Here is a 25,051-nt window from a genome sequence, read left to right on the forward strand (position 1 = left end):
AAAAGACCGTTGCACGCTGTCAACAAGCGTCCCATAATTAAATGGCCATTTACATGGAGACGCCCAGCGGTAGCGGCGCCTCGATGCACAACACCACGCTGTAAACGGATGGCAATTTGCAGGTGGCGCCCGTCAGGGCGCGGCCTGTTGCGGGGCGCGGCGCATGCCGCCCCCCGTTCGTCTTTTCCCGGTTGTTCCGGTCTGCCGTTTCACCCCCTCCGCTCCGGTCCTTGCACGAATGACGCCGTATTCCGCCGCCGCCATGCCGATCAGTGTTCTGATCGCGCTGACGGTGTGCAACCACGTGGCGTTCAACGCCAGCCGCGTCGTCGTTTCCCTGTTTGCCATTTCGCTGAAGGCCTCGACCATCACGCTCGGCGTGCTGATGTCGCTGTACGCGCTGCTGCCGATGCTGCTGGCGATCCGCGCCGGGCGCCGCATCGACCAGATCGGGCCGCGCCGGCCGATGACCGCGGGCTCGCTGATGGTGGTCGGCGGCACGCTGCTGCCGGCGATCTGGCCGAGCGTCGCCGCGCTGTACGCGTCGTGCGCGCTGATCGGCGTCGGCTTCATGCTGGTCCAGGTCGCGATGCAGTTGCTGATCGGGCAGCTGTCGACCGACGAGACCCGTCTTCGCAACTACACCTGGCATGCGCTGGGGCTGTCGGTATCGGGCACGCTGGGCCCGGTGGTGGTCGGCTACGTGATCGAGCACGCCGGCTATCGCCCCGCCTTCCTGCTGCTGGTCGGCGTCGCGCTGATCGGTCAGATCGGCCTGCGGCTCGTCCATGACCGCCTGCCCGCGCAAGGCGCCGGCGCCGCGCGCCAGGCCGCGCTCGACGGCAGCCGCGGCTCCGCGCTGGATCTGCTGCAGGTGCCCGAGCTGCGCGCCGTCTTCGTCGCCAGCGCGGTGCTGTCCGCCGCCTGGGACCTGCATGCCTTCCTGATCCCGATCCAGGGCACGCGCGTCGGCCTGTCGCCCTCGTCGATCGGCTGGGTGCTCGGCGCCTTCGCCATCGCCACGCTGGCGATCCGCATCGCGATGCCGCTGGTCACGCGCCATCTGTCCGAATGGAAGATCATCCGCGGCGCGCTGCTGGTCGGCGGCATCGCGTACCTGCTCTATCCCTTCGTCTCGACGTTCTGGCTGATGTGCTGCCTGGCGTTCGTGCTGGGCCTGGCGCTGGGCAGCGCCCAGCCCAACGTGATGAACATCCTGCATAGCGCGTCGCCGTCGGGCCGCGCCGGCGAGGCGCTGGGCCTGCGCTCGGCCGTGCTGAACACCAGCCAGGTGGTATGGCCGCTGACCTTCGGCGTGGTCGGCACCGCGCTGGGCATGCTGCCGATCTTCTTGTCGATGGCTGGCGCGATGGGCGTGGCCGGCTACTATTCGCGCGGACAGACGCGCAAGCTGCCGCCGCCCGCCGCCTGAGGCCGCTTCAGGTCGTAGCGCGGTTGAAACACGGTCGGAGCGCGGTTGAAGCCTGGCTGGAGCGCGGCCCGGGCCGGCTCGCGGGCCGGGATGCCTTCGCTATACTCCAGGCATCCAGATCCGCTTGTCGACCGCACGCAAGACGCTGTGCCGACGCAATCGGAGACCCGTTCAGGAATCTTCAGCCATCCCCGCCGCGGCCATGCCGCTGCCCTTCCCGCCATGACGCAACTCGCCGATCTCCGTCGTACCTATGTGCTCGGTTCCCTCACCGAAGCCGATGTCGCGCCCCAACCCATCGCGCAATTCGAACGCTGGTTCGAGGAAGCGCTGACCGCCAAGCTGCCCGAGCCGAATGCGATGACGCTGGCCACGGTCGACGCCAGCGGCCAGCCCTCGGCCCGCATCGTGCTGCTCAAGGGCATCGACGAGCGCGGCTTCACCTTCTTCACCAATTACGAGAGCCGCAAGGGGCTGGAACTCGCGGTCAATCCGCGCGCCGCGCTGCTGTTCCACTGGGTACAGCTCGAGCGGCAGGTCCGCATCGAAGGCGCCGTCGAGAAAGTCAGCGACGCCGAGAGCGATGCCTACTTTGCCTCGCGGCCGCTGGGCTCGCGCATCGGCGCCTGGGCGTCGGCGCAGAGCCAGGAGGTCAGCGACCGCGCGCTGCTCGAACAGCGCGAGGCCGAGTTCCGCCAGCGCTTCGGCGAGAACCCGCCGCGGCCGCCGCACTGGGGCGGCTATCGCGTGGCGCCGACGCGCGTCGAATTCTGGCAGGGCCGCCCGTCGCGGCTGCACGATCGCATCGCTTATCTGCGCCAGCCCGACGGCAGCTGGCGCATCGCGCGGCTGTCGCCGTGAGGTCGCCTGAGGTCGCCTGAGGTCGCCGAGGATCGCCTGAGGTCGTCCTGAGGATCGCCCGACGGCGACCCGAAGCGTCGCCGTGGCGTGGCCTCGATGGTCCTCATCGGGCGCGCACCGTTTTGCCCCTGTCATTGATATGGGGTCTAGGCAGTGCACTGCACACCTGCGCGGTTTGGCGTATAAAGTGAAACGCCAGACGCACCAGGCAGCGGGCTCTGGCGTTGGGTATGGCACAGCCTGATATATCGGAAGGCCAGGCCGCCCACAGCTGTGGTTGGAGCGCTGTTCGTTCGGAAATATGCCGCCATTCATCAGGAGGAAAGCCGCATGTTTTTCAAGCAAGCACTGGACACGCAACTGGAGCGCTGGGTCGCGGAATTGCGCGACAAGGCCAACCTGCCCGTCAAGCTGCGGCTCTGGAATGGCCACGAATACGCGCTGGGCAACTTCGAACAACCGGCGGTCACGCTGACCGTGCGCGAGGCCGGCGCGCTGCCGCTGCTGCTGACGCCGACGCTGGACAACCTCGGCGAGGCCTACGTCCAGCAGAAGATCGATCTGGAAGGCAAGCTCGCCGACATCATCGCGGTCGGCTACGGCTTCTCGCGCGCCACCACGCAACTGGCCGGCAGCACGCTGGCCCGCGTCGCGCAACGCTTCACCCATACCAAGCAGGAAGACAAGGCGTCGATCGAATACCACTACGACGTCTCCAACGACTTCTACAAGCTGTGGCTGGACCCGAACATGGTCTACTCCTGTGCGTACTTCGAGCACGGCACCGAGGACCTGGCCACCGCGCAGCTCAAGAAGATCGACCACATCCTGACCAAGATCCGCCTGCAGCCGGGCCAGACACTGCTCGACATCGGCTGCGGCTGGGGCGCGCTGGTGCTGCGCGCCGCGCAGAAGTTCGGCGCGCGCTGTGTGGGCATCACGCTGTCGGAAAACCAGTTCGCGCTGGCCACCGAACGGGTCAAACAGGCCGGGCTGTCGGACCGCATCGAGATCCGCCTGCAGGACTATCGCGATGTCGGCGGCACCTTCGACCGCATCACCAGCGTCGGCATGTTCGAGCATGTCGGCAAGGAAAACCTGGTCACCTACTTCAGCCGCATGTGCGAGCTGCTGGCCGACGACGGTATCGCGATGAACCACGGCATCACCTCGCCCGATCCGGACAGTGGCAAGGTGCCGATGGACGGTGCCCAGTTCATGGACCGCTACGTGTTCCCGCAGGGCGAGTTGCCGCACATCAGCATGGTGCTGCATACGCTCGCCAAGGGCGGCCTGGAGGCCTACGACGTGGAGCTGCTGCGCCGGCACTATGCGCAGACGCTGCGGCACTGGGCCGAGAACTTCGAGACGCACGGCGAGACCATTCGCGCGATGGTCGGCGAGAAGAAATACCGCATCTGGCGCGTCTATCTGGCCGGCTGCGCGCAGGCGTTCGACAGCGAGAAGATGTCGATCTACCAGGTGGTCTGCCACAAGGCCACCCAGCCGTCGAGCACGCTGCCCTGGTCGCGCCATTACATCTACGACAAGACGCTGGATTGAGGCGGCCGGCATGACGCCAGGCTTCGCTGTGCGCGCTGTGCGCGCTGGCTTCGCTGATCTTCGCTGACTCGCTGACTCGCTGACTCGCTGACTCGCTGACTCGCTGACTCGCTGACTCAATCAGGCTCGACTGAACCACCTTTGACTGAAGACCTGTTCGGCGACCCGGTGTCCGAAAAGACATCGGGTCGCATCGTTTCTCCCGCCGCCCCTGCCGGCCCCGCGACGCCGGCCGCGGCCGCGGCGGCCACCAAACCGGCCCGGCGCGGCAAGACGGTCCAGCCGGTTGCCGCCTCGGCCGAACTGGCGGCGCTGGCCGCCCGGCTGCCCGCCCATCTCCACCTCGGCACCTCGACCTGGTCCTACCCCGGCTGGAAAGGCCTGGTCTACGACGGCGACTACAGCGACAGCCTGCTGTCGCGCAAGGGCTTGAGCGCTTATGCCGCCCATCCGCTGCTGCGCGCCGCCGGCGTCGATCGGGGCTTCTACGCGCCGATTCCGCTGGCCGACTATCTCGCCTATGCGGCCCAGGTGCCCGACGATTTCCGCTTCCTGGTCAAGGCGCCCGCCAGCGTCTGCGATCCGTGGCTGCGCGCGAGCAATGGCGCAGGCCGGCTCGCCAACGCGGCGTTTCTCGATGTGGAGATCGCCGTCCGCGATTTCATCGCGCCGGCCACCGCGGGGCTCGGCGCCAAATGCGGGCCGCTGCTGTTCCAGCTGTCGCCGCTGCGCGCGATGGCGGCCGATGCCGCGGGCTTTCTGTCGCGGCTCGACGCCTTCCTGTCGGCGCTGCCCGCGCTCGACCCGGCGCAGACGCCGAACGCCTGCTATGCGGTCGAGCTGCGCGACCCCGAACTGCTGACGCCGCGCTTCATCAAGCTGCTGCGTACGCATGGCGTGCGCTTCGGCTGCGCGGCGCGCGACCGCATGCCGCCGCTGGCGCGCCAGGCCGCGGCGCAGGCGCTGCGCGACGAGGACGAGCCGGGGCCGCTGGTGCTGCGCTGGCTGCTGCATGAGGGCTACGGCTACGAGCAGGCCGAGGCGGCGTTCGAGCCGTTCGACCGGCTGCGCGCGCTCGATCCGCAGACGCTGGCCGCCGCGGCCGACCTGGCGGTGCGCACGCTGCAGGCCGGGCAGCCGGCCTATCTGATCGTCAGCAACAACGCCGAGGGCTGCGCGCCGCTGACGCTGGCGCGGCTGGCGGAGGCGATCGCGCAGCGGCTGGACGTCTAGCCTCCGCCACGGCCGCCTGTGCCTCCGCTGCGGCCGCCTGTGCCACTGCCGCGGCTGCCGCGCTTGCTGTCGCTGCCGCTGTCGCTGCCAAGGTTGCCGGCGTCGTTGGGCCCGCCGCAGTCGCTTTTGCTGCCGCTGTCGCTGCCGACTCTGCGCCGTCGCTGCGGTGCCGCCGCTGCTGCGCTTACTGTGCCCGCAACCGGTGCGCGAAACTCTTGCGGAACTTGGCGACCTTCGGCGAGATCACGAAGGCGCAGTAGCCCTGTTCGGGATGATTGCGGAAGTAGTTCTGGTGATAGGCCTCGGCGCGCCAGTAGCGCTGCGCCGGCTCGAGCTGCGTGACCAGCGGCCCGTCGTAGAGCTGGCGCGCGGCGATGTCGGCCATCACCTGTTCGGCGGTCGCGCGCTGCGCGTCCGAGTGGGTGTAGATCACCGAGCGGTACTGCGTACCGACGTCGTTGCCCTGGCGATTGAGCGTGGTCGGATCGTGGATCGCGAAGAAGATCTCCAGGATCTCGCGATAGGAGATCACCGACGGATCGAACGACACCCGCACCACTTCGGCATGGCCGGTATCGCCGCTGCAGACCTGCTCATAGCTGGGATCGTCGACATGGCCGCCGGTATAGCCGGACTCCACCGCGGTCACGCCTTCGACCTGCTGATAGACCGCCTCCAGGCACCAGAAGCAGCCGCCACCGAGCGTGGCGATTTCGGTTCGATCTTCCATGGATGCTTACCCGTTGGATGCGCCGCAAGGCGCGATCGAACGATGATACCCGCCGCGCTCAGTTCATGCCGCCGCGGCCGCCACCGCCACTGCCCACACTGCCGACACCGGCAGCGCTGCCACCGCTCGCGCCACTGCCGCCGCTGCCAGCACTCGCGCAGCTGCCGCCACTGCCATCGCTGGCGCCCCGCGCCACCTCCAGCGTCGCGCGCAGCTGCGGCTTCAGGACCTTGCCGAGCGCGCTCCTGGGCAGCGCGTCGAGCAGCACCACCTCGCGCGGCAGCTTGAAGCGGGCGATGCGGGCGGCCAGCGTCTCGCGCAGCCGTTCGGTCGCCAGCGCGGCGCGGTCGGCGCCCGGCGCCGGCACGATGACAGCGACCGGCACCTCGCCCCAGCGCGGGTCGGGCAAACCCACCACCGCGCATTCGGCCACGCCGGGCAGCGCGACCAGCGCGTTCTCGATCTCGGCCGGATAGATGTTCTCGCCGCCGGAGATGATCATGTCCTTGCTGCGGCCTACCACCTCGATGCAGCCGTCGGCGTCGCGATGGGCGAGATCGCCCGAACGGAACCAGCCGTCGACGAAGCCGGGATGGAAAGGCTCGCGCCAGTAGCCCTGCATCAGATTGCTGGCGCGGATGCAGATCTCGCCGACCTCGCCGTCGGCCACCTCCTTGCCATCGCGGCCGAGCAGCCGTACCTGCGCCTCGGGCTGCGGCCAGCCGGCATAACCGGGCCGCGCCATCGCCTCGTGCAGGCGCAGCACGATCGAGACGGGGCCGGTCTCGGTGGCACCGTAGACCTGCCCCAGCGGCACCCCGCGCGCATGGAAGGCGTCGATATAGGCGCGGGGAATCGTCGACGAGCCGGCCATCACGCCGCGCAGCACGCCCAGATCGGCATCAGCCCAGCCGGGATGTTCGAGCACCGCGCGCAGCGTGGCCGGCACCATCAGCGACAGCGTCGGACGCGCCTGCGCGAGCGCCTCGAGCCAGGCGTCGGGCGTGAAGCGCTCGTGCAGCGTCACCTGCGCGCCGAGCAGCAGCGCCGGTACGGTCTGGATGCACAGCCCGCCGACATGGAACATCGGCAGCGTCGACAGGACATGGTCGGTATCGCGCATCTCGTGGGCCCACCAGCTGGCGCGCGCATTGGCCAGCAGTGCGGCCTGCGTATGCAGCGCGCCCTTGGGCTGGCCGGTGGTGCCGGAGGTGTAGACCAGCAGCAGCGGCGTGTCGTCGGGCATCGGGCCGATCGGCGCGTCGATGGGCTCCGGCGGCGCCGGGCTGTCGATCAGGCGGTCGATATGGGCGTGGCGCACGGCACTGCGCCGGCCAGCCGCGCCGGCTTCATCCGCAACTGCCCTCACCACGGCACTGGCGACTTCACCGGCAACTTGACCGGCGACTTGACCGGCCACTTCGCCCGCAATTGCACCAGCGCCCTCATCTGCGACCGCCCCTTCGCTGGCGCGCGCGACCGCGGCCGCGACATCGGCATGCGCATCGTCATGAAAGATCGCCCGCACGCCGGCATGCGCGGCGATCGCGGCGAGTTCGGGCACCGCCAGCCGGTAGTTCAGCGGCACGAAGATCGCGCCCAGCCGCGCGCAGGCGAACAGCAGCGCCAACTGCAGATCGTGGTTCAGGCACAGCGTCGCCACGCGGTCGCCTCGCCCGACGCCCCAGTCGGCCAGCAGATGCGCGGCGACGCGTTCGATGCGGCTCCACAGCTTGGCATAGCCGATCGTGCGGCCACGGAAATGCAGCGCCGGCCGTTGCGGCTGCGTGTCGGCCAGCGCGTGCAGCGGCCGCAGCAGCGCACCGACGCTGGCCGCATCCAGGTGCGGCCGCCCTCCGCAGGCGCCGCTCATTCGTCGCGCTCGCCCGGTTCGTACAGCGTCTCGCGACCCATGCGGTCGAGGACCAGCTCCGCGGTCCACGGCAGCATCAGCGCGCCGCAGCGCGAATCGCGATAAAGCCGTTCGAGCGGCAGGTCCTTGAGCATCGACTGCCCGCCGCAGGTGCGGATCGCCAGCCGCGCGATATCGTTGGCGCCTTCCATCACCGCGTAGTGCGCCGCATAGAGACGCATGCGCTGGTCCTTCGACGGATTGGGCCGCGCCTCGTGGATGACGCGCCAGAACAGCGAACGCATCGACTCGAGCTGGATGCGCATCTGCGCCACCGCGATCTGCTTGGTCGGATACATGCGGCGCTTGACCGGCGGCTGGCCCGGCACCTCGCCGCGCAGATATTGCACGGTGAAGTCGTAGGCGGCCTGCGCCACGCCGAGATACGTGGGCGACAACGTGAAGAACATCGCCGGCCAGGTCTGCGCGGCCTTGTAGTAGACGCCGCGCGGCATCAGCTGCTCGTCGTCCGGCACGAACACGTCCTTGAGCAGCAGCGTGCGCGAGACCGTGCCGCGCATGCCCATCGGGTCCCAGTCGCCGGTCACGGTCAGCCCCTCGGCCTTGCCGGGCACCGCGATATAGAGCGTGTCGCGCATGTCGGGATGATGGTCGCCGCGGTCCTCGGTGCACAGGATGCCGTAGTAGTCAGCCGCGCCCGACAGCGAGGCGAAGATCTTGCGGCCGTTCAACAGCCAGCCGCCCTCGACCTTGCGCGCGGTGGTGCCGAACGGCGCCTTGCCGGCCGCGGCCGCCGAGCCTTCCGAGAAGGGTTGCGCGTAGACCGCGCCGTCCTTGACCACGCGCGAGAAATGCAGCTCGCGGCGGACCGCGTGTTCGGCGCGCTGTTCGTCGGTCATCGCGATGCCATCGGCCAGCATGCCCGTCCACATGGTCGAGCAGATATGCATGTTGTAGGTCAGCGCGGTGGCGCCGCAGAAGCGGCCGATCTCCGCGCCGATCATGCAGTAGGTCGCGAAGTCCGCGCCCTCGCCGCCGAACGCGCGCGGCACGCACAGCGCCAGCAGGCCGGCCTCGCGCAGGTCGTCATAGTTGGCGAACGGGAAGCTCGCCTCGCGGTCCCATTGCGCCGCGCGCGGCGCGAAGCGTTCGCGGCCGAGCCGGTTGGCCAGCGTCAGCAGGCGGACCTGATCGTCGGTGAAATCGGCCTCGCCGACAGCGGGAACGAAGTCCAGGGGCATGATGGTGTCTCTCGTGGTCAGCTTGTTGTGCGTCGGGCGCGTTCGTGCGTTCGTGCGTTCGTGTGTTCGTGTGCTCGTGCGTCCGTGCGTTCGTGCGTTCGTGCGTTCGCGTTCGTGCGTTGGTACGTCGGTACGTTCGGTGCGATGGTGCGTGCCGGCGATGTCCCGGTCGACGTCAGCGGACCGGGAAATGCCGCGCCAGGAAATCGAGCACGGCCTCGTTGAAGCGCGCCGGCCGCTCCATGCAGGCCAGATGGCCGACGCCCGGCAGGCAGCGGTACTCGGCGCCGGGAATGCGCGCCGCCATCCGTTCCATCACGGCCGGCGCGGCATTGGCGTCGTGCTCGCCGGCCAAGGCCAGCACCGGCACCGCGATGCCGGCCAGCGCGGCGCGCTGGTCGAACCGCACCAGCGCATGCAGCGCGGCGCGATACGTGTCGGGCGGCACCTCCGCCATCACGCGCGTGGCGAAGGCCACCGCGTCCGCCGGCGCATCGGGCGCAACCATGCCCCGCACCAGGCCGGCGGCCATCTCGGCCATGGTCCGGCCCGCGTCGAGCGGCGCGGTGCGGGCCGCGACGAAGTCGCGCTGCCAGTCGCCGTCGGCCTTGCCGAAGGCCGGCGAGGTGCCCGACAGCACCATGCCGCCGATCGCCGCGGGCATCGCCGCATAGGCCTGCTGCGCGACCATGCCGCCCATGCTGTGGCCAAGCAGCACCACGCGGCGGCCGGCGCCGCGCTCGGCCTGCAGCACCGGTGCCAGCGCGGCGGCGAGGCCGGCGAAGTCGTACGGGGCGATCGTCGCGCTGTCGCCGTAGCCGGGCATGTCCCAGGCGACGGCGCGGTAGCCGGCTTCGGTCAGGGCATCGAATTGCGCGGGCCACGCGGCCTTGCCGCCGCCGATGCCGTGCAGCATCACCACGGCGACCGGGCCGTCGCCGCGGGCCACGGTGGCGATGCCGTTGGGGTGGCGGATCAGGGAATCGCGGTTGGATTCGCGATGGGAGTCGGAGGGGGGCATCGAGGCTCCTTGCGGGTGTCGGCGTGTCGGCGTGTCGGCGTGTCAGCGTGTCGGCGAGTCAGCGGGTCCGCGCGCCAGCGGTTCAGCGTGCCATCTCCGCCAGCCGCCCCTGCTCGACCTCGGCCACGCCGTCCAGCGTCACCGTGCAGCCGCGCAGCGGCAGATCGAAATGGCCCAGCGTATGGCGGCCGGCCACTTCGTTGGCGCCGGTCGAATAGAGGAAATTGCCGGCAAACGCGCGCAGCTCCGTGCCGTTGCAATCGCGCCTGTCGTAGAAGGTCAACGCGTCCCAGCGCGCCTGCGGGTTCATGCCCCAGCCGACATGCGAGACCGCGTAGGCGTCCCGCGTGCCTTCCTTGTCGGCCCAGGCCGCGTAGTAGCCGCGCATCATGTCGGCATCGACGCCGTTGCCCTCGATGCCGACGATGTAGTCGCGCTCGACATGGCAGACGACCGTATCGCGCAGATAGGTCTTGAAGGTCAGGTTGACGTCGCCGGGCGCAAGCACCAGCGTGCCATCGACCTGCCCCGTGGCGGGGAACGCCAGGCACAGTCCGCCCGGCCAGTGCGCGACCTGGCCCGGCTTGTTGCAATAGCCCCAGACCCCGCCGACGCGCGCGCCGGCCAGGCCGATGCGCAGGTCCGTGCCGGCGCCGGAGGTCACGCGCATTTCGGCGGCACCGCGCAGCCGGCGCATCGCCGCGCGCACGCCGGTCTCCAGCGCGGGATCGGGCACGCAGCGTTCGAGGATTTCGGGATGTTCGTTGCTGATCATCAGCAGCCGCGGCACCACGCCGTCGGCGCCCTGCAGGATCCGCGGCAATTCCGGCGCGTGCAGCAGCCCTTCGACGGTGCAGTCCAGCACCAGGTGGCAGCGCGACAGCGCGGCGATCACCGGCTCCAGTTGCTGCAGCGCATCGCTGGCGCCGGTCGAGCGCACTGGAGCCGGCGCCTGCAGCCCGGGGGTCGGCACCCGCACGCGGATCGGGGTCGCGCCCAAGGACTGCACCGCCAGTTCGGCCAAGTCCACGATGACTTGTCGGGATTGCGACTCCGCTACAATGCCGACAACTTCACCCGCGGAAAGCGCGCACAGCTCCAGCGTCCGGCGAAAGGCCGCCAGCCAGCGGTGTTCGATCTGCTCGACGAGCATGACACTCCTCCTCTGCTGCTGATTGAGGCCGGGCCTGCCCCTCGGTGTTCCGCGGCGTTCGCAGCAAAGTCCTGCCTTGCCGTTTGCGATCCCGCGCCGTGTTTCTTCGCTTGTGTTTTTTCGCCCGAACTTCTTCGCCCGAATTTCGTGGCCGGGTTTCCTGGCCGTGTTTCTTGGCTTGTGATTCTGCGTTCTGCGGCAAATAATATATGAAATTTCATGGAAATCAGCGGTACCCGACCTATGGGATTTCCCGACGCCAACCCGCCTGACGGGAACCTGAGCCCGCACGGCCAAGCCGCCGCGCCGGACTTCGACGCCCTGCATTTCCGCCGCGCGCTGTCGCAGTTCGCCACCGGCGTGACGGTCATCACCACGCGCGCGATGCGCCAATCCCCGGCCGATCCGCCCTTCGTCGGCATCACCGCCAGCTCGTTCAATTCGGTTTCGCTCGATCCGCCGCTGGTGCTGTGGAGCATGGCCAACCGCGCCAACAGCCTGCCGATGTTCCGCGGCGGTTCGCACTACATCATCAACGTGCTGGCCGCGACCCAGCTGGACCTGTGCCAGCGCTTCGCCACGCTCAAGGGCGACCGCTTCGCCGGCGTCGACTACCGGCTGTCGGCCAATGGCCTGCCGATCCTCGCCAATGCGCTGGCCTGGTTCGAATGCCACAACCGCAGCCGCTACGACGAGGGCGATCACGTGATTTTCGTGGGCGAAGTCGAGCGCTGCGGCATCCACAGCAGCGGCGGCCTGCCGCTGGTATTCCAGGGCGGCGCGTTCTCCACCACCAGCCCGCTGCGCGACTGATCGCCCCGCGCGCTTCTCCGCCCCCGGCCCAACGTGACCATGCCCTTCGTCGACGGCTACCTGCCCTATCTGCTGGCGCGCGCCAGCCATCTGGTTTCGGGTGAATTCCACCGCAAGGTCGAACTGGCGGGCCTGAGCGTGCCCGAATGGCGCGTGCTGGCGACGCTGGCCGACCGCGACGTCTGCACGGTCGGCACGTTGGCCGATATCACCCTGACCAAGCAGCCGACGCTGACCAAGCTGCTCGACCGCATGACGGCCGACGGCCTGGTCGAGCGCCGCCGCGACGGCGCGCCCGATCGGCGCCAGGCGCTGGTGTCGATCACCGAGCGCGGACGCGAACGGGCCCGGCCGCTGCTGGCCCAGGCCGCGGAACACGAGGCCCAGGTGCTGGCCGCCTTCGGTGCCAGCCAGGGCGACCAGCTGAAGGAAACGCTGCGGCGCCTGATCGCGCTGCACGCACGGCGGTAGGCACGCGGCTGGCTGATCGCGCCGCGCGCGCGGCGGCAGGCGCGCGCCTTCGCCGCGCCGGGCGGGCTAACCCTGCCCGCGCGGCTGCACCAGCTCCAGTGGCGAGCCCTCGGTCTTGATCCGCTGCAGCACGATGTTCGAGCGGATGTCCATCACGCCCGGCGTGCGATAGAGCCGGTTCACGATGAAATCGGAGTAGTGCTTCAGGTTGCGCGCCTGCACGCGCAGGATGTAGTTGCTGTCGCCGGTGATCACATAGGCCGACAGCACTTCCGGCCACGATTGCACCGCCGCGTTGAACGTGTCATGCCAGCCCTCGACCGCCGGCCGCATCGACACCTGCACGATCGCTTCCAGCTCCAGCCCCAGCCGCTCGGCGTCGAACCAGGCGCGATAACCGCCGATCACGCCACTTTCCTCCAGCAGCCGCACCCGCCGCAGGCAGGCCGAGGGCGACAGCGCGACGCGCTCGGCCAGGTCCTGGTTGCTGATGCGGCCGTTCTGCTGCAGGCAGGTCAGGATGCGCAGATCGATGGGGTCGAGCGTCATTTCGCAGATCCTTTCGCAATGTGTTCGATTTATCGAATTCTATGCGAATTTCGGCTCAACCAGCCGTCGAAATAGCAAGCCTCTTTCCCGAAATCTTGACTATCATGCCGGGATCGGCGCCACCGCCGCCTGATGCTATGCCGGCCTTTTGCTGTCCCCGGCCGATGGCTTTACCCGCCTCCCGCATTACCGGCCTGTCGCTTTATCGCCTATCGCCCTATCGGCCCATCGCAAGCCCCTCACCGCGCCCCAATGTCCGACGCCCTTTCGACCTCCCCGACCACGGCCCGCGCGCTGTGGGACATCAGCCCCCCGCTGTCGCCGGCGACGCCGGTGTGGCCCGGCGACACGCCGTTCCAGCAGCAGAGCGCCTGGCAGATGGACGAGCAATGCCCGGTCAACGTCGGCCGCATCACGCTGTCGCCGCACACCGGCGCGCACGCGGATGCGCCGCTGCACTACGCGGCCGACGGCGCGCCGATCGGCGAGGTGGATCTGGACCCGTACCTGGGCCCCTGCCGGGTGATCCATTGCATCGGCGCGGCGCCGCTGGTGCGGCCGGAACAGGTCGCGGACGCGCTCGACGGCGTGCCGCCGCGCGTGCTGCTGCGCACCTATCGCAGCGCGCCGCTGACCGAATGGGACCCCGACTTCTGCGCGGTGGCGCCGGAAACCATCGCGCTGCTGGCCGAACGCGGCGTGCGCCTGATCGGCATCGACACGCCGTCGCTGGATCCGCAGCAGTCCAAGACCATGGATGCGCACCGGATGGTGCGAACGCATCGGATGGCGATTCTCGAAGGGCTGGTGCTCGACGCCGTCGCGCCCGGCGACTACGAACTGATCGCGCTGCCGCTGCGCCTTGCCGCGCTGGACGCCAGCCCGGTGCGGGCGGTGCTGCGCAGCCTGTCCTGAGGGCCGACCGCCCCGGCGTCCCCGCCTTTCCGCATCTGCGCACCGATCGCGACCGCCGCTGGCGGCGATCGCCAAACCATCATCAAGGAAGCCATGACCGCAACTACCCGCGAGCAATGCCTGTCGCTGGACCGGCAAGACCCCTTGCGCCCGCTGCGCGACGCCTTCGCGCTGCCCGACGGCGTGATCTATCTGGACGGCAATTCGCTGGGCGCCCGCCCGCGCGCGGCCGCCGCCCGCGCCGCTCAGGTCGTCGAGCAGGAATGGGGCGAAGGCCTGATCCGCAGCTGGAATACCGCCGGCTGGTTCGAACTGCCGCAGCGCCTGGGCAATCTGCTGGCGCCGCTGGTCGGCGCCGGCGAGGACGAGGTCGTCGTCACCGACACCACCTCGGTCAACCTCTTCAAGGTGCTGGCCGCCGCGCTGCGCGTGCAGGGGCTGCGCAGCCCGGCGCGCAGGGTGATCGTCTCCGAGCGCAGCAATTTCCCGACCGATCTGTATATCGCCCAGGGCCTGGCCGATCTGCTGCAGCAGGGCTATTCGCTGCGCCTGGTCGACAGCCCCGACGAGATCGACGCGGCGGTGCGCGACGATACCGCCGTGCTGATGCTGACCCACGTCAACTACAAGACCGGCGAGATGCTCGACATGGCGGCGCTGACCGAACTGGCGCATGCGCGCGGCGCGCTGACGGTCTGGGACCTGGCGCATTCGGCTGGCGCGGTGCCGGTCGCGCTGCGCGAGTCCGGCGCGGACTACGCGGTCGGCTGCACCTACAAGTACCTGAACGGCGGCCCGGGCTCGCCGGCCTTCCTGTGGGTCGCACCGGCGCTGCGCGACGCGTTCTGGCAGCCGCTGTCGGGCTGGTGGGGCCACGCCGCGCCGTTCGCGATGGAGCCCGACTACCGCCCGCGCAGCGGCGTCTCGCGCTTCCTGTGCGGCACGCAGCCGATGACCTCGCTGGCGATGGTCGAATGCGGACTGGAAATCTTCGGCCGCACCGACATGCAGGCGCTGCGCGCCAAGTCGCTGCAGCTGACCGATCTGTTCATCGCGCTGGTGGAAGCGCGCTGCGGCCACCATCCGCTGACGCTTGTCACGCCGCGCGAGCACGCGCGCCGCGGCAGCCAGGTCAGCTTCGCCCATCCGCAGGGCTATGCCGTGATGCAGGCGCTGATCGAGCGCGGCGTGATCGGCGACTACCGCGAGCCGCGGATCATCCGTTTCGGCTTCACGCCGCTCTACACTGGTTTTGCGGACGTCTGGGATGCGGTGGAAGTGTTGCGCGACGTGCTCGACAGCGGCGCCTACGAAGCGGCGCGCTTCCAGACGCGCACGGCGGTGACCTGAGCAGCGAGCGAAACGATGACCATGGAATCGAAGAACATCAAGGCCGGGCACGGCGGCTGCCCGATGTCGGGCGGCGGGGCGCACCAGGGCGAAATCTCGCGCGCGGGCGGATCTCCATCCGAATCTCCATCCGGCGACAAGTCCGCTTCCGGGGACAAATGGCATGGCGCGCAGCTCGACATGCGCCAGCAGATGAGCTACGGCGACTATCTGGCGCTCGACCAGATCCTGAACGCCCAGCATCCGCTCTCGCCCGACCACAACGAGATGCTGTTCATCGTCCAGCATCAGACCACCGAGCTGTGGATGAAGCTGATGCTGCATGAGCTGCGCGCCGCGCGCGAGGCGGTGCGGCGCGACGACCTGCCGCCGGCGTTCAAGATGCTGACGCGGGTGTCGCGCATCATGGACCAGCTGGTGCAGGCGTGGAACGTGCTGGCGACGATGACGCCGCCGGAGTATTCGGCGATGCGGCCCTATCTGGGGATGTCGTCCGGCTTCCAGTCGTTCCAGTATCGCGAGATCGAATTCATCCTCGGCAACAAGAACGCCGCGATGCTGCGCCCGCATGCACACCGTCCGCAGCACCATGCGCTGGTCGAGGAGGCGCTGCGCACACCGTCGCTGTACGACGAGGCGATCCGGCTGATGGCGCGGCGCGGCTTCGCGATCGACGCGGCCTGCCTCGAGCGCGACTGGACCGAGCCGGCCGGCTACAACGCCTCGGTCGAAGCCGCCTGGCTGGAGGTCTATCGCAAGCCCGAGGCGCACTGGGAGCTGTACGAGCTCGGCGAGAAGTTCGTCGATCTCGAGGATGCCTTCCGCCAATGGCGCTTCCGCCATGTCACCACGGTGGAACGCGTGATCGGCTTCAAGCGCGGCACCGGCGGCACCGAGGGGGTCAGCTATCTGCGCAAGATGCTCGACATCGTGCTGTTCCCCGAACTGTGGAAGCTGCGCACGGACCTGTGATGGCGATCGCTCGCTGAGCAGCCCCGGCGACCCGAGCGACTCGGATGACCGGGGCGGCCTCTGCGGCCGGCCGGCCCGGCCACCTCAGCGGCCCGGCGGCCCGGCCACCTCAGCGGCTCAGCGGCCCGGCCACCTCGGCTGCTCAGCGGCCCGGCCACCTCGGCGGCTCAGCGGCTTCGGCCGCCTCGGCCGCCTCAGCGGCCCGAGCAACCACATCGGCCGGGACGCCGCCGCGCTCAGCGCGCGGCGCCCTCCGACAACCGCGCCGCCAGCGCGCGCAGCGCCGGGGCCAGCGTCTCGTGGAAGACCGCCTCGTCGACGCTGCCATACGACGCGCTGCAGCTCAGCATGTGGATGTCCTTTTCGCCGATCGGCCGGAACGGCACCGCGCAGGCGTGGATGGCGGGATGCCAGTCGCGGAACGAGGCCGCGTAACCGCGCTGCTCGGCCTCGGCCACCGCCGCCCGCATCGGCGCCTCCTGCGCCTTCCATTGCTCGGGATAGGCCTGCGCGAATTCGGCCAGCAGCCGTTCCCGCTTCGGCCCGGGCAGCGCCGCCAGATAGGCCCGCCCCATCGAACTGGACACCAGCGACAGCCGCGATCCGACCCCCAGACCCAGCATCGAGCCGGCGTCGTTACGGATCGACTCCAGATAGATCACCTCGAGCCGCTCGCGCTTGCCGAGCGACACGGACACGCCATGGGTCTGCGCGAACGCCAGCATGTGCGGCCGCGCCAGCGCCACCACGTCGGAAGCCGACAGATAGGCAAAGCCCAGCGCCAGCACGCCGGCATCCAGCGCGTACTTGCCCAGGCTGTCGTCGTAGCGCAGATACCCCAGTTGCACCAGCGTACCGGCCAGGCGGCTGACGGTCGCCTTCGGCAGCCCGGTGCGGCGCACGAAGTCCTGGTTGCCGAGCATCGACTCGCCGGTGCGAAAGCACCGCAGCAGCTCCAGGCCGCGGGCCAGCGCGGTGACGAAGTTCGGGTCGCTCTCGCGCGCGGCGCGCTCCGACCCGGGCTCGGTGGCCTTGGTGGCCTTGGTGGCCTTGGTGGCCTTGGTGGCCTCCGCGGCCGGAGGGCTCTTTGCGGCCGGGGTGGCTGCGGCGGCCGCATTCCCGGTGCTGGCGGCGGAGGAAAGCACGTCGGAGTTGGCCACGGCGGGCTCCTGGTCGAAAGGCGGTGAACGAAGTCGGGAGGCCCGGGCGGGCTGTTGCCGGCCGGACGCTTTGCGCTATACTAACGCATCGGAACACGGTTCCGCAATGCGGAACCTTAAAACGAGACCGGCAGCGCCCCGCCAGCCGGTCCGCCGCGCCCGATCACCCATTCCATTTCAAGTTCAATCACGCTGACCCGCGTTCACCGCTCTACCGAAGGAGACCTCGATGGCCGCCAACGCCGAATTCCACTGGGCCGACCCGCTGCTGCTCGATCAGCAACTGACCGCCGACGAGCGCATGGTGCGCGACGCCGCCGCGGCTTACTGCCAGGACAAGCTGATGCCGCGCGTGCTGGAGTCGTTCCGGCATGAAAAGACCGACGCGACCATCTTCCGCGAGATGGGCGAACTCGGCCTGCTCGGCCCGACCATTCCCGAGCAGTACGGCGGCCCCGGACTGAACTACGTCAGCTATGGCCTGATCGCGCGCGAGGTCGAGCGTGTCGATTCGGGCTATCGCTCGATGATGAGCGTGCAGTCGTCGCTGGTGATGGTGCCGATCTACGAATTCGGCAGCGAGGCGCAGAAGCAAAAGTACCTGCCCAAGCTGGCCACCGGCGAATGGATCGGCTGCTTCGGCCTGACCGAGCCGAACCACGGCTCCGACCCCGGCTCGATGGTGACGCGCGCGAAGAAGGTCGACGGCGGCTACGAGCTGAGCGGCGCCAAGATGTGGATCACCAACTCGCCGATCGCCGACGTGTTCGTGGTGTGGGCGAAGCTCGCCGACGATCCGCAGAACGGCGGCAAGGAAACCATCCGCGGCTTCATCCTGGAAAAGGGCTGGAAGGGCCTGAGCGCGCCGGCGATTCACGGCAAGGTCGGCCTGCGCACCTCGATCACCGGCGAGATCGTCATGGACCAGGTGTTCGTGCCGGAAGAGAACCTGATGCCTGGCGTCAGCGGCCTGAAGGGTCCGTTCACCTGCCTGAACTCGGCCCGCTACGGCATCGCCTGGGGCGCGCTGGGTGCGGCCGAATTCTGCTGGCATACCGCGCGCCAGTACACGCTGGACCGCAAGCAGTTCGGCCGCCCGCTGGCCGCGACCCAGCTGGTGCAGAAGAAGCTGGCCGACATGCAGACCGAGATCACGCTGGGCCTGCAGGGCTGCCTGCGCCTGGGCCGGATGAAGGACGAGGGCACCGCGGCGGTCGAGATCACCTCGATCATGAAGCGCAATTCGTGCGGCAAGTCGCTCGACATCGCCCGCGTGGCGCGCGACATGCTGGGCGGCAACGGCATCTCGGACGAGTTCGGCGTGATCCGCCATGTGGTCAACCTCGAGGTGGTCAACACCTACGAGGGCACGCACGACATCCACGCGCTGATCCTTGGCCGCGCGCAGACCGGCATCCAGGCCTTCTTCTGAACGGCTCCGGAATGACCCCGGCCGAGCCAGTGCGCACGGCCCAATAAAAAGGCCCGGCTGTCGCCGGGCCAAAGCACACTACCAAGGAGACGACGGGCGAACCCGTCGGTACGACACCGTTGGCGCCGCGCCGGCCCCGCTTGCATCGCGCGGGGCGGCGCGGCGTTTCTCGTTTCTGGTTCTCGCTTCTGTTTATCGCTGCGGTTTCCCGCTGCGTTTATCGTTGCGGTTTCTCGCCGCGATTCTTGCGCTGTTTCTCGTGCAGCCGATGGCTTACTGCTGCTTGTCCGGCTGCGGCGTCATCCGCAGGTACGGGCGCAGCGCCTTGTAGCCCTTCGGGAACTTCTGCTTGATCACCTCTTCGTCCTTCAACGACGGCACGATGACCACGTCCTCGCCCTGCTGCCAGTTGCCCGGCGTCGCCACGCTGTGCTTGTCGGTCAGCTGCAGCGAATCGATGACGCGCAGGATCTCGTTGAAGTTGCGGCCGGTGCTGGCCGGATAGGTAATGATCAGCCGCACCTTCTTGTTCGGATCGATCACGAACAGCGAGCGCACCGTCAGCGTCTCGTTGGCGTTCGGATGAATCATGTCGTAGAGCTCGGACACCTTGCGGTCGGCGTCGGCCAGGTCGGGAAATTGACCTGGCAGCCCTGGGTGTCGTTGATGTCCTCGATCCAGCGCTGATGGGACTCGACCGGGTCTACCGACAGCGCGATCGCCTTGACGTTGCGCCTGGCGAACTCGTCCTTGAGCTTGGCCGTCAGTCCCAGTTCGGTCGTGCAGACCGGGGTGAAGTCCGCCGGATGGGAGAACAGCACGCCCCAGCTGTTGCCCAGCCATTCATGAAAGCGGATGCGGCCTTCGCTGGAATCCTGTTCGAAGTCCGGCGCAATGTCGCCTAGCCTGAGTGCCATGGTTGCCTCCTTGCCTGTCGGTCGTCAGTGGTCTGTCGGATGTTGCTTGCCTCCGGGCCGCCAGCGCCCGGACTCAGACCAGTCTATTCCGATTGCGGTGAGACACAAACAAATATAAAGTCACTACAACATCACGCGAAGTCATTTGCCGAATCGATGGTCGAAGGCTTTGGCGTGACGCCGAAACCCGCCGCCACCTCGCGATCCGGGGACGCGCCGGACGGGCGCGCGACGCCCGACGGCGTGCCGGCCGATAAAAACCGCTCAGGTTTGCATCGCGCTGCGCCGATGTCCTACATGACTTGTAGGACTCGCTGTCTTGAAACCATTGCAGACCGCCGCATATCCTAGGAAATGCTTGGACCGCAGCAAGGCGAAGACACCCTACGAGAGCGAGGAAGGCCAACATGCAACTATCCGAAACAACCGCCCGCAACCAGGAGAAACTGATGAGCGATGTCAAAACCGTCCTGTCCGATGCCGAGGAACTGCTCAAGCAAGCCGCCTCGACCACCGGCGAGAAGGCCGCCGAACTGCGCGAGCGTGGCATGGGCCTGCTGAAGCAAGCCAAGGAAAAAGCGCAGGATCTGCAGGACGCCGTCGTCACCAAGAGCAAGGCCGCGGCCCGCGCCACCGACGACTACGTACACGACCATCCCTGGCGCGCGGTCGGCATCGCCGCCGGCGCCGGTCTGCTGATCGGCCTGTTGCTGAACCGCAAGTAAAACCAGCCGGTCGGGCCGCTGGACCCGCAACCTGCGGGTTCCCGCGCCCGACCGCGACTTGCCGGCCTGCGCGCCGGCGCCCTTCCGGAGCACCCCGTTCGCGGGCGCTCCCGGCGCGCCGATCGCGCAGGCCCCCTCCTGCCGGGTGCCGCAACGCGGCGCATGACGACACTCCAATCAGCGGAACCGCATGACCGACGACACCTCCTCACCCAAGTTACTGGACTCGCTGCGCACGCTGGGCAGCTCGGTGGCGGCGATGGTGCAGACCCGGCTGGAACTGGCCAGCGTCGAACTCTCCGAGGAAAAATCACGGCTGTTGCGCATGGCGCTGCTGGCGCTGGTCGGCCTGGTGTTCTTCGGCCTCGCCCTGTTCGCGCTGACAGGCCTGGTCGTGCTGCTGTTCTGGGACAACTACCGGGTGCAGGCGCTGGGCGCGGTGATCGTGGTCTATCTGCTGCTCGGCGGCGGGTGCCTGCTCGCCGCGCGCAATATCGTTCGCCATTCCCCGCCGATGTTCGAAGCCACGCTGGCCGAAATCGACAAGGACCGGGAGAGCCTGCGCCAATGACCCCGACCCCCGCTCCGACTCCGATTCCGTCCCCTTCCCCGGCCCCGACCGCGGGCGCTGCGCCGGTCCCGGCGCCAACACCATCCGCGGGATCGTCCGCCGACGCCTACGCCGCGCCGTCGGCCACGGCGCTGGACGAAGCCGGCCTGCCGCCGATGCCGCCGACCGGTGTCGGCGCGCGGACCGCGCGCTCCGAACCGCCGGCACGCCGGCGCACGGCCCGCGAAGTCCGCTTGCCGCTGGCGGTCCGCAAGGAGTTGCTGATCACGCGCGCGGCGCTCGAGCGCTACGACTGCGCGCAGTCGCTCGCCGACGTGCGCGCCAGCGTCCGCAACATCGGCCGAATCGGCGCCTGGTTGCCGCGCATGGCGCGGCCGCAGTCGATGTGGAAGCTGCTGGGCCTGGCCAAGGACTATCCGATCGTGGGATCGGCCCTGTCGCTGGCGCTGCCGTTGATGCGCCGCGTGCCGGTGCTGCGCTGGGGCTGGAAGCTGTCCAAGCTGGGTGCCGTCGCCGGCGCCGGCTATTGGGCCTACCGGACCTGGCAGCAGGCGCGCTCGCAGACGCCCGAGGGCAATGTCCCCGCGCCGAGCACCGCCCGCGGCGACGCCGCCGCGCGCACCGATACCGGTTTTCACGATCCGCTGGTACGCTGAGCCGTCGCGCCCGCCGCGGGAAGCCCGATTGCACTGGCATCCGCGCGGCAACCGGGCGCGGGCCCGCCCGCGCATCGCCCATTCATCGCGTGTCTTCGACACCTCGACACCTCGACACTGAGCCGCCATGCACCAGAAGGCCTTCTACATCCTGTTGGCCATCGTCACCATCGCCTTCTTCTGGGTGCTTCAGCCGTTTTTCGGCGCGGTATTCTGGGGCGTGATCCTGGCGATCATCTTCACCCCGCTGAACAATCTGCTGACGCGCAAGATGCGCGGCCGCGCCAACCTGGCCTCGCTGATCACGCTGCTGCTGTGCCTGCTGGTGGTGGTGCTGCCGATGTTCCTGGTCACCGCCTCGCTGCTCAATGAAACCACCGCGGTGGTGCACCAGATCCGCTCCGGCCATATCAATTTCACCGCCTATTTCGAACAGGCCGTGGCGGCGCTGCCGTCGAGCCTGAACTCGGCGCTGACCCGGCTCGAGCTGAACGACGTCGCCTCGATCCAGGAAAAGCTCGCCACCGCGGCCGGACAGATCAGCCAGTACCTCGCCACGCAGGCGCTCAGCATCGGCCAGAACACCTTCCAGTTCGTCATCAGCTTCGGCGTGATGCTGTATCTGCTGTTCTTCCTGCTGCGCGACGGCGCCAAGCTGACCCGGCGCATTCGCCTGGCGCTGCCGCTGAGCGAGGAGCACAAGCAGATGCTGCTGCTGAAGTTCACCGGCGTGATCCGCGCGACCATCAAGGGCAATCTCGCCGTGGCCGCGCTGCAGGGCCTGCTCGGCGGCGTGCTGTTCGCGGTGCTCGGCATCCAGGGCGCGGTGCTGTGGGGCGTGGTGATGGCGGTGCTGTCGCTGCTGCCGGCGGTCGGCGCGGGGCTGATCTGGGGACCGGTCGCGATCTATTTCCTGCTGACTGGCGTGCTGTGGAAGGGCATCACGGTGATCGCGTTCGGCGCGCTGGTGATCGGCGCCGTCGACAACGTGCTGCGCCCGATCCTGGTCGGCAAGGACACCAAGATGCCCGACTGGGTGATCCTGATCTCGACGCTGGGCGGCATGGCGCTGTTCGGCATCAACGGCTTCGTGATCGGACCGCTGATCGCGGCGCTGTTCATCGCCAGCTGGGACCTGTTCGTGTCGATGCGCGAGACCGAGTCGAACACGACGACGAAGACCCCGCCCACCCCGCCGACCCAGCCTCCGACGCCGAGCCGCTGAAAGCCTTGCCTTGCCCGGCCGCAACGGTCGGGTCGGGACACCATGCACGGCTGGGACCAGTACGCCCGGGACACCATGCGCCATGCAAAAAGGGCCTGTGACTTGCGCCACAGGCCCTTCTTCAATACTTGGTGGGTCGTGCAGGATTCGAACCTGCGACCAACGGATTAAAAGTCCGCTGCTCTACCGGCTGAGCTAACGACCCGAAAAAACCGAAGCCGCGATTATAGTCATTGCTGACTGATCATGTCAACGGCACTGCCCTTGGCGGCGTCGGCATGGCCGTTCAGACCATCTTCTCCAGCCGCCACATCTGATAGCGGAACGCCAGCACGGCGCCGAGCAGGATGCCGGCCAGCGCGATGAAGGAACCGATCGCCAGCGTCGACACGCCGGACAGGCCCTGTCCGATCGTGCAGCCCAGCGCGGTCACGCCGCCCGCGCCCATCAGGATGCCGCCGACGATATGGTTGGCGACGTCCTCGGCGTTGCCGAAGCCTTCCCAGCGGAAGGTGCGCGAGGCCAGCGCATAGGCCGCCGCGCCGGCGATCACGCCGATCACGCTGACGATGCCGACCGTCAGCACCTTGCTCTTGTCGCTGAACATCATCAGCCAGTCCAGCGTATAGGCATACGGCGCGACGAAGCTCAGGCTTTCCATGCGGCCGCTGTTGGTGGCGACGAACACCTCTTCGAGCGTGTTCGGATCTTCCGGCACGAAGCCGAGATGGCCGGACACGTACCACATCGCCACGATGATCAGGCCGACCGCGATGCCGCCGAGCAGGTTGTCGAAGGTGCGGAACCCCTTGCCGGCCAGCGCCCACAGCGACAGCACGCCGCCGAGCAGCAGTCCCAGCACCAGCTGCAGCGTGCCGCGCGACAGGCCGGTCTGCGCCAGCAACGACGGCAGGTCCTGCGAGGTCGGCAGCTGCATCGCGACGGCGTCCACCGTGTTCACGCGGATCACGCCGAACAGGCCGCGCAGCGTCATATAGGCCGACAGGCCCAGGAACACGAACACCACCAGCGACTTCAGGTTGCCGGCGCCGATCCGCACCAGCGTCTTGCTGCCGCAGCCCGAGGCCAGCACCATGCCGAAGCCGAACAGCAGCCCGCCCACCAGCGCCGACAGCCAGGCCAGCTTGTCGGCCGCGTAGATGGTCCGCGCCGGATCGATCAGACCCGACCACGCCAGCACGCCGGTGCCGATCATGGCGACGCCGATCGCCAGCACCCACATGCGCATGCGAGTCCAGTCGCCCATGTTGACGATGTCGGAGACGGCGCCCATGGTGCAGAAGTGCGTGCGCTGCAGGACCGCCCCGAACAGGAAGGTCAGGGCGAAGGTGCAGACCAGCACGGTGCGCGTCAGCGCGGGGACGTCGATTTCAGGCATGGCGGATTGCCGGTGGCAGGACGGTAAGGGATAGGCGGAACAGGCGGAAAAGCCGGAAAAGCGGGACCGCGGCGAGCAGCATCACGCGGCGTTCTGGTAACGGGTAGGATCGGGCACGCCCGCGGCCTCGAAGCCCGCGCGGCGGATCCGGCAGGAATCGCAGACGCCGCAGGCGCGGCCCTGCTCGTCGGCCTGGTAGCACGACACGGTCATGCCGTAGTCGACGCCGAGCCGGACCCCGGCCTGGATGATCTCCGCCTTGGTCATGTCGATGATCGGTGCGTGGACGCGGATGCGCTCGCCCTCGACGCCGGCCTTGGTGGCCAGATTGGCCAGCGCCTCGTAGGCCTGGACGTATTCCGGACGGCAGTCGGGATAGCCCGAATAATCCACCGCATTGGCGCCGAAGAACAGGTCGCGGCCGCCAATCGCCTCGGCCCAGCCGAGCGCCAGCGACAGCATGATGGTATTGCGCGCCGGCACGTACGTCACCGGGATACCGCCCGCCGCGCCGTCGGTCGGCACATCCAGCGCGTCGTCGGTCAGCGCCGAGCCGCCGAAGCGGCGCAGATCGAGATCGACGATCTCGTGCCGCTTCGCGCCCAGCGCCGCGGCGACACGCTTGGCGGCCTCGAGCTCCGACGAATGCCGCTGGCCATAGCGCATCGACAGCGCATAGGTCTCGAAGCCCTGGGCATTGGCCATGGCGAGCACGGTGGCGGAGTCCAGACCGCCGGAAAGCAGGACGATTGCGCGTTGGGTCATCTCGGGGCGGCGCGTGCCGGGTAG

Annotated in this window: 23 protein-coding genes, 1 tRNA gene and 1 pseudogene; 14 read left to right on the forward strand and 11 right to left on the reverse strand. The window is 68.6% G+C overall.

Annotation, left to right across the window (positions count from 1 at the left end):
- Window positions 1–238 precede the first annotated feature (238 nt).
- The 4 genes from F1599_RS20025 (at window position 239) to F1599_RS20040 (ending at window position 5,089) form a co-directional block, all read left to right on the forward strand.
- Window positions 239–1,432 (forward strand): MFS transporter, encoded by a 1,194-nt coding sequence (locus F1599_RS20025; RefSeq protein ID WP_149317807.1) that lies wholly within the window; start codon window positions 239–241, stop codon window positions 1,430–1,432.
- A 222-nt stretch (window positions 1,433–1,654) separates the two neighbouring features.
- Window positions 1,655–2,293, forward strand: a complete 639-nt coding sequence (gene pdxH / locus F1599_RS20030) for a pyridoxamine 5'-phosphate oxidase (protein WP_150084224.1) — start codon at window positions 1,655–1,657, stop codon at window positions 2,291–2,293.
- A gap of 330 nt (window positions 2,294–2,623) precedes the next feature.
- On the forward strand, window positions 2,624–3,856 hold the full coding sequence (locus F1599_RS20035; RefSeq protein WP_150084225.1) for an SAM-dependent methyltransferase: 1,233 nt from the start codon (window positions 2,624–2,626) through the stop codon (window positions 3,854–3,856).
- A gap of 141 nt (window positions 3,857–3,997) precedes the next feature.
- On the forward strand, window positions 3,998–5,089 hold the full coding sequence (locus F1599_RS20040) for a DUF72 domain-containing protein (protein ID WP_223819780.1): 1,092 nt from the start codon (window positions 3,998–4,000) through the stop codon (window positions 5,087–5,089).
- A 184-nt stretch (window positions 5,090–5,273) separates the two neighbouring features.
- Here the strand turns inward: F1599_RS20040 and msrA are convergent, their stop codons facing one another.
- The 5 genes from msrA to F1599_RS20070 form a co-directional block, all read right to left on the reverse strand.
- Window positions 5,274–5,819 carry a peptide-methionine (S)-S-oxide reductase MsrA gene (msrA, locus tag F1599_RS20045; protein WP_149317804.1) on the reverse strand — a complete coding sequence of 182 codons (546 nt, stop codon included), beginning with the start codon at window positions 5,817–5,819 and terminating at the stop codon, window positions 5,274–5,276.
- A 58-nt stretch (window positions 5,820–5,877) separates the two neighbouring features.
- Window positions 5,878–7,692, reverse strand: coding sequence for a class I adenylate-forming enzyme family protein (locus F1599_RS26330; protein ID WP_223819781.1), 1,815 nt, complete (start codon window positions 7,690–7,692; stop codon window positions 5,878–5,880).
- A complete protein-coding gene (locus F1599_RS20060; protein ID WP_150084226.1) occupies window positions 7,689–8,933 on the reverse strand; it encodes an acyl-CoA dehydrogenase family protein in 1,245 nt (414 codons plus the stop codon). Before F1599_RS20060 ends, F1599_RS26330 begins: the two co-directional genes overlap by 4 nt.
- 175 nt (window positions 8,934–9,108) lie before the next feature.
- Entirely contained in the window at window positions 9,109–9,954 is an 846-nt protein-coding gene (locus F1599_RS20065) for an alpha/beta fold hydrolase (RefSeq protein ID WP_150084227.1), read from the reverse strand.
- Between the two features lie 82 nt (window positions 9,955–10,036).
- Entirely contained in the window at window positions 10,037–11,107 is a 1,071-nt protein-coding gene (locus F1599_RS20070; RefSeq protein WP_150084228.1) for a peptidase M29, read from the reverse strand.
- A gap of 243 nt (window positions 11,108–11,350) precedes the next feature.
- Between F1599_RS20070 and F1599_RS20075 the strand changes: the two genes are divergently transcribed.
- Window positions 11,351–11,920, forward strand: a complete 570-nt coding sequence (locus F1599_RS20075) for a flavin reductase family protein (RefSeq protein WP_149317799.1) — start codon at window positions 11,351–11,353, stop codon at window positions 11,918–11,920.
- A gap of 39 nt (window positions 11,921–11,959) precedes the next feature.
- A complete protein-coding gene (locus F1599_RS20080; protein WP_149317798.1) occupies window positions 11,960–12,391 on the forward strand; it encodes a MarR family winged helix-turn-helix transcriptional regulator in 432 nt (143 codons plus the stop codon).
- 66 nt (window positions 12,392–12,457) lie between these two features.
- Here the strand turns inward: F1599_RS20080 and F1599_RS20085 are convergent, their stop codons facing one another.
- Window positions 12,458–12,940: an Lrp/AsnC family transcriptional regulator gene (locus F1599_RS20085; protein ID WP_149317797.1), complete on the reverse strand. Its 483-nt coding sequence runs from the start codon at window positions 12,938–12,940 to the stop codon at window positions 12,458–12,460.
- A gap of 252 nt (window positions 12,941–13,192) precedes the next feature.
- Here F1599_RS20085 and kynB point away from each other — a divergent pair, with 252 nt between their 5' ends.
- From kynB to kynA, 3 genes are all read left to right on the forward strand, one after another.
- Window positions 13,193–13,855: an arylformamidase gene (gene kynB, locus F1599_RS20090; RefSeq protein WP_150084229.1), complete on the forward strand. Its 663-nt coding sequence runs from the start codon at window positions 13,193–13,195 to the stop codon at window positions 13,853–13,855.
- A gap of 93 nt (window positions 13,856–13,948) precedes the next feature.
- Complete coding sequence (kynU, locus tag F1599_RS20095; RefSeq protein ID WP_150084230.1) at window positions 13,949–15,205, forward strand: kynureninase; 1,257 nt, start codon at window positions 13,949–13,951, stop codon at window positions 15,203–15,205.
- A gap of 180 nt (window positions 15,206–15,385) precedes the next feature.
- Complete coding sequence (gene kynA / locus F1599_RS20100; protein WP_190286426.1) at window positions 15,386–16,177, forward strand: tryptophan 2,3-dioxygenase; 792 nt, start codon at window positions 15,386–15,388, stop codon at window positions 16,175–16,177.
- Between the two features lie 236 nt (window positions 16,178–16,413).
- Here the strand turns inward: kynA and F1599_RS20105 are convergent, their stop codons facing one another.
- Entirely contained in the window at window positions 16,414–17,148 is a 735-nt protein-coding gene (locus tag F1599_RS20105; protein ID WP_149318010.1) for an IclR family transcriptional regulator, read from the reverse strand.
- 418 nt (window positions 17,149–17,566) lie between these two features.
- On the opposite strand from F1599_RS20105, the gene F1599_RS20110 reads away from it, so the two are divergent.
- Window positions 17,567–18,769: an acyl-CoA dehydrogenase gene (locus F1599_RS20110; protein ID WP_053821223.1), complete on the forward strand. Its 1,203-nt coding sequence runs from the start codon at window positions 17,567–17,569 to the stop codon at window positions 18,767–18,769.
- A 273-nt stretch (window positions 18,770–19,042) separates the two neighbouring features.
- On the opposite strand, the pseudogene F1599_RS20115 reads toward F1599_RS20110, so the two are convergent.
- Window positions 19,043–19,686, reverse strand: a pseudogene (locus tag F1599_RS20115) (peroxiredoxin).
- Window positions 19,687–20,093: 407 nt separating this feature from the next.
- Between F1599_RS20115 and F1599_RS20120 the strand changes: the two are divergent.
- The 4 genes from F1599_RS20120 to F1599_RS20135 all read left to right on the forward strand — a co-directional run bounded on the left by F1599_RS20120 (window position 20,094) and on the right by F1599_RS20135 (window position 22,863).
- Window positions 20,094–20,411, forward strand: a complete 318-nt coding sequence (locus tag F1599_RS20120) for a DUF883 family protein (protein WP_315904136.1) — start codon at window positions 20,094–20,096, stop codon at window positions 20,409–20,411.
- Between the two features lie 190 nt (window positions 20,412–20,601).
- A complete protein-coding gene (locus F1599_RS20125; protein WP_149317792.1) occupies window positions 20,602–20,982 on the forward strand; it encodes a phage holin family protein in 381 nt (126 codons plus the stop codon).
- Window positions 20,979–21,638, forward strand: a complete 660-nt coding sequence (locus tag F1599_RS20130) for a DUF3318 domain-containing protein (RefSeq protein ID WP_223819782.1) — start codon at window positions 20,979–20,981, stop codon at window positions 21,636–21,638. Before F1599_RS20125 ends, F1599_RS20130 begins: the two co-directional genes overlap by 4 nt.
- Before the next feature lie 127 nt (window positions 21,639–21,765).
- Window positions 21,766–22,863 carry an AI-2E family transporter gene (locus F1599_RS20135; RefSeq protein ID WP_149317791.1) on the forward strand — a complete coding sequence of 366 codons (1,098 nt, stop codon included), beginning with the start codon at window positions 21,766–21,768 and terminating at the stop codon, window positions 22,861–22,863.
- A gap of 129 nt (window positions 22,864–22,992) precedes the next feature.
- On the opposite strand, the gene F1599_RS20140 is transcribed toward F1599_RS20135, so the two are convergent.
- The 3 genes from F1599_RS20140 to queC all read right to left on the reverse strand — a co-directional run bounded on the left by F1599_RS20140 (window position 22,993) and on the right by queC (window position 25,027).
- A tRNA-Lys gene (locus tag F1599_RS20140) sits at window positions 22,993–23,068 on the reverse strand.
- Between the two features lie 81 nt (window positions 23,069–23,149).
- Window positions 23,150–24,262, reverse strand: a complete 1,113-nt coding sequence (locus tag F1599_RS20145; RefSeq protein ID WP_149317790.1) for a YeeE/YedE family protein — start codon at window positions 24,260–24,262, stop codon at window positions 23,150–23,152.
- Between the two features lie 81 nt (window positions 24,263–24,343).
- Window positions 24,344–25,027, reverse strand: a complete 684-nt coding sequence (gene queC, locus F1599_RS20150; RefSeq protein WP_149317789.1) for a 7-cyano-7-deazaguanine synthase QueC — start codon at window positions 25,025–25,027, stop codon at window positions 24,344–24,346.
- Window positions 25,028–25,051: the final 24 nt, after the last annotated feature.

It is taken from the genome of Cupriavidus cauae, from assembly GCF_008632125.1.
GTDB lineage: Bacteria > Pseudomonadota > Gammaproteobacteria > Burkholderiales > Burkholderiaceae > Cupriavidus > Cupriavidus cauae.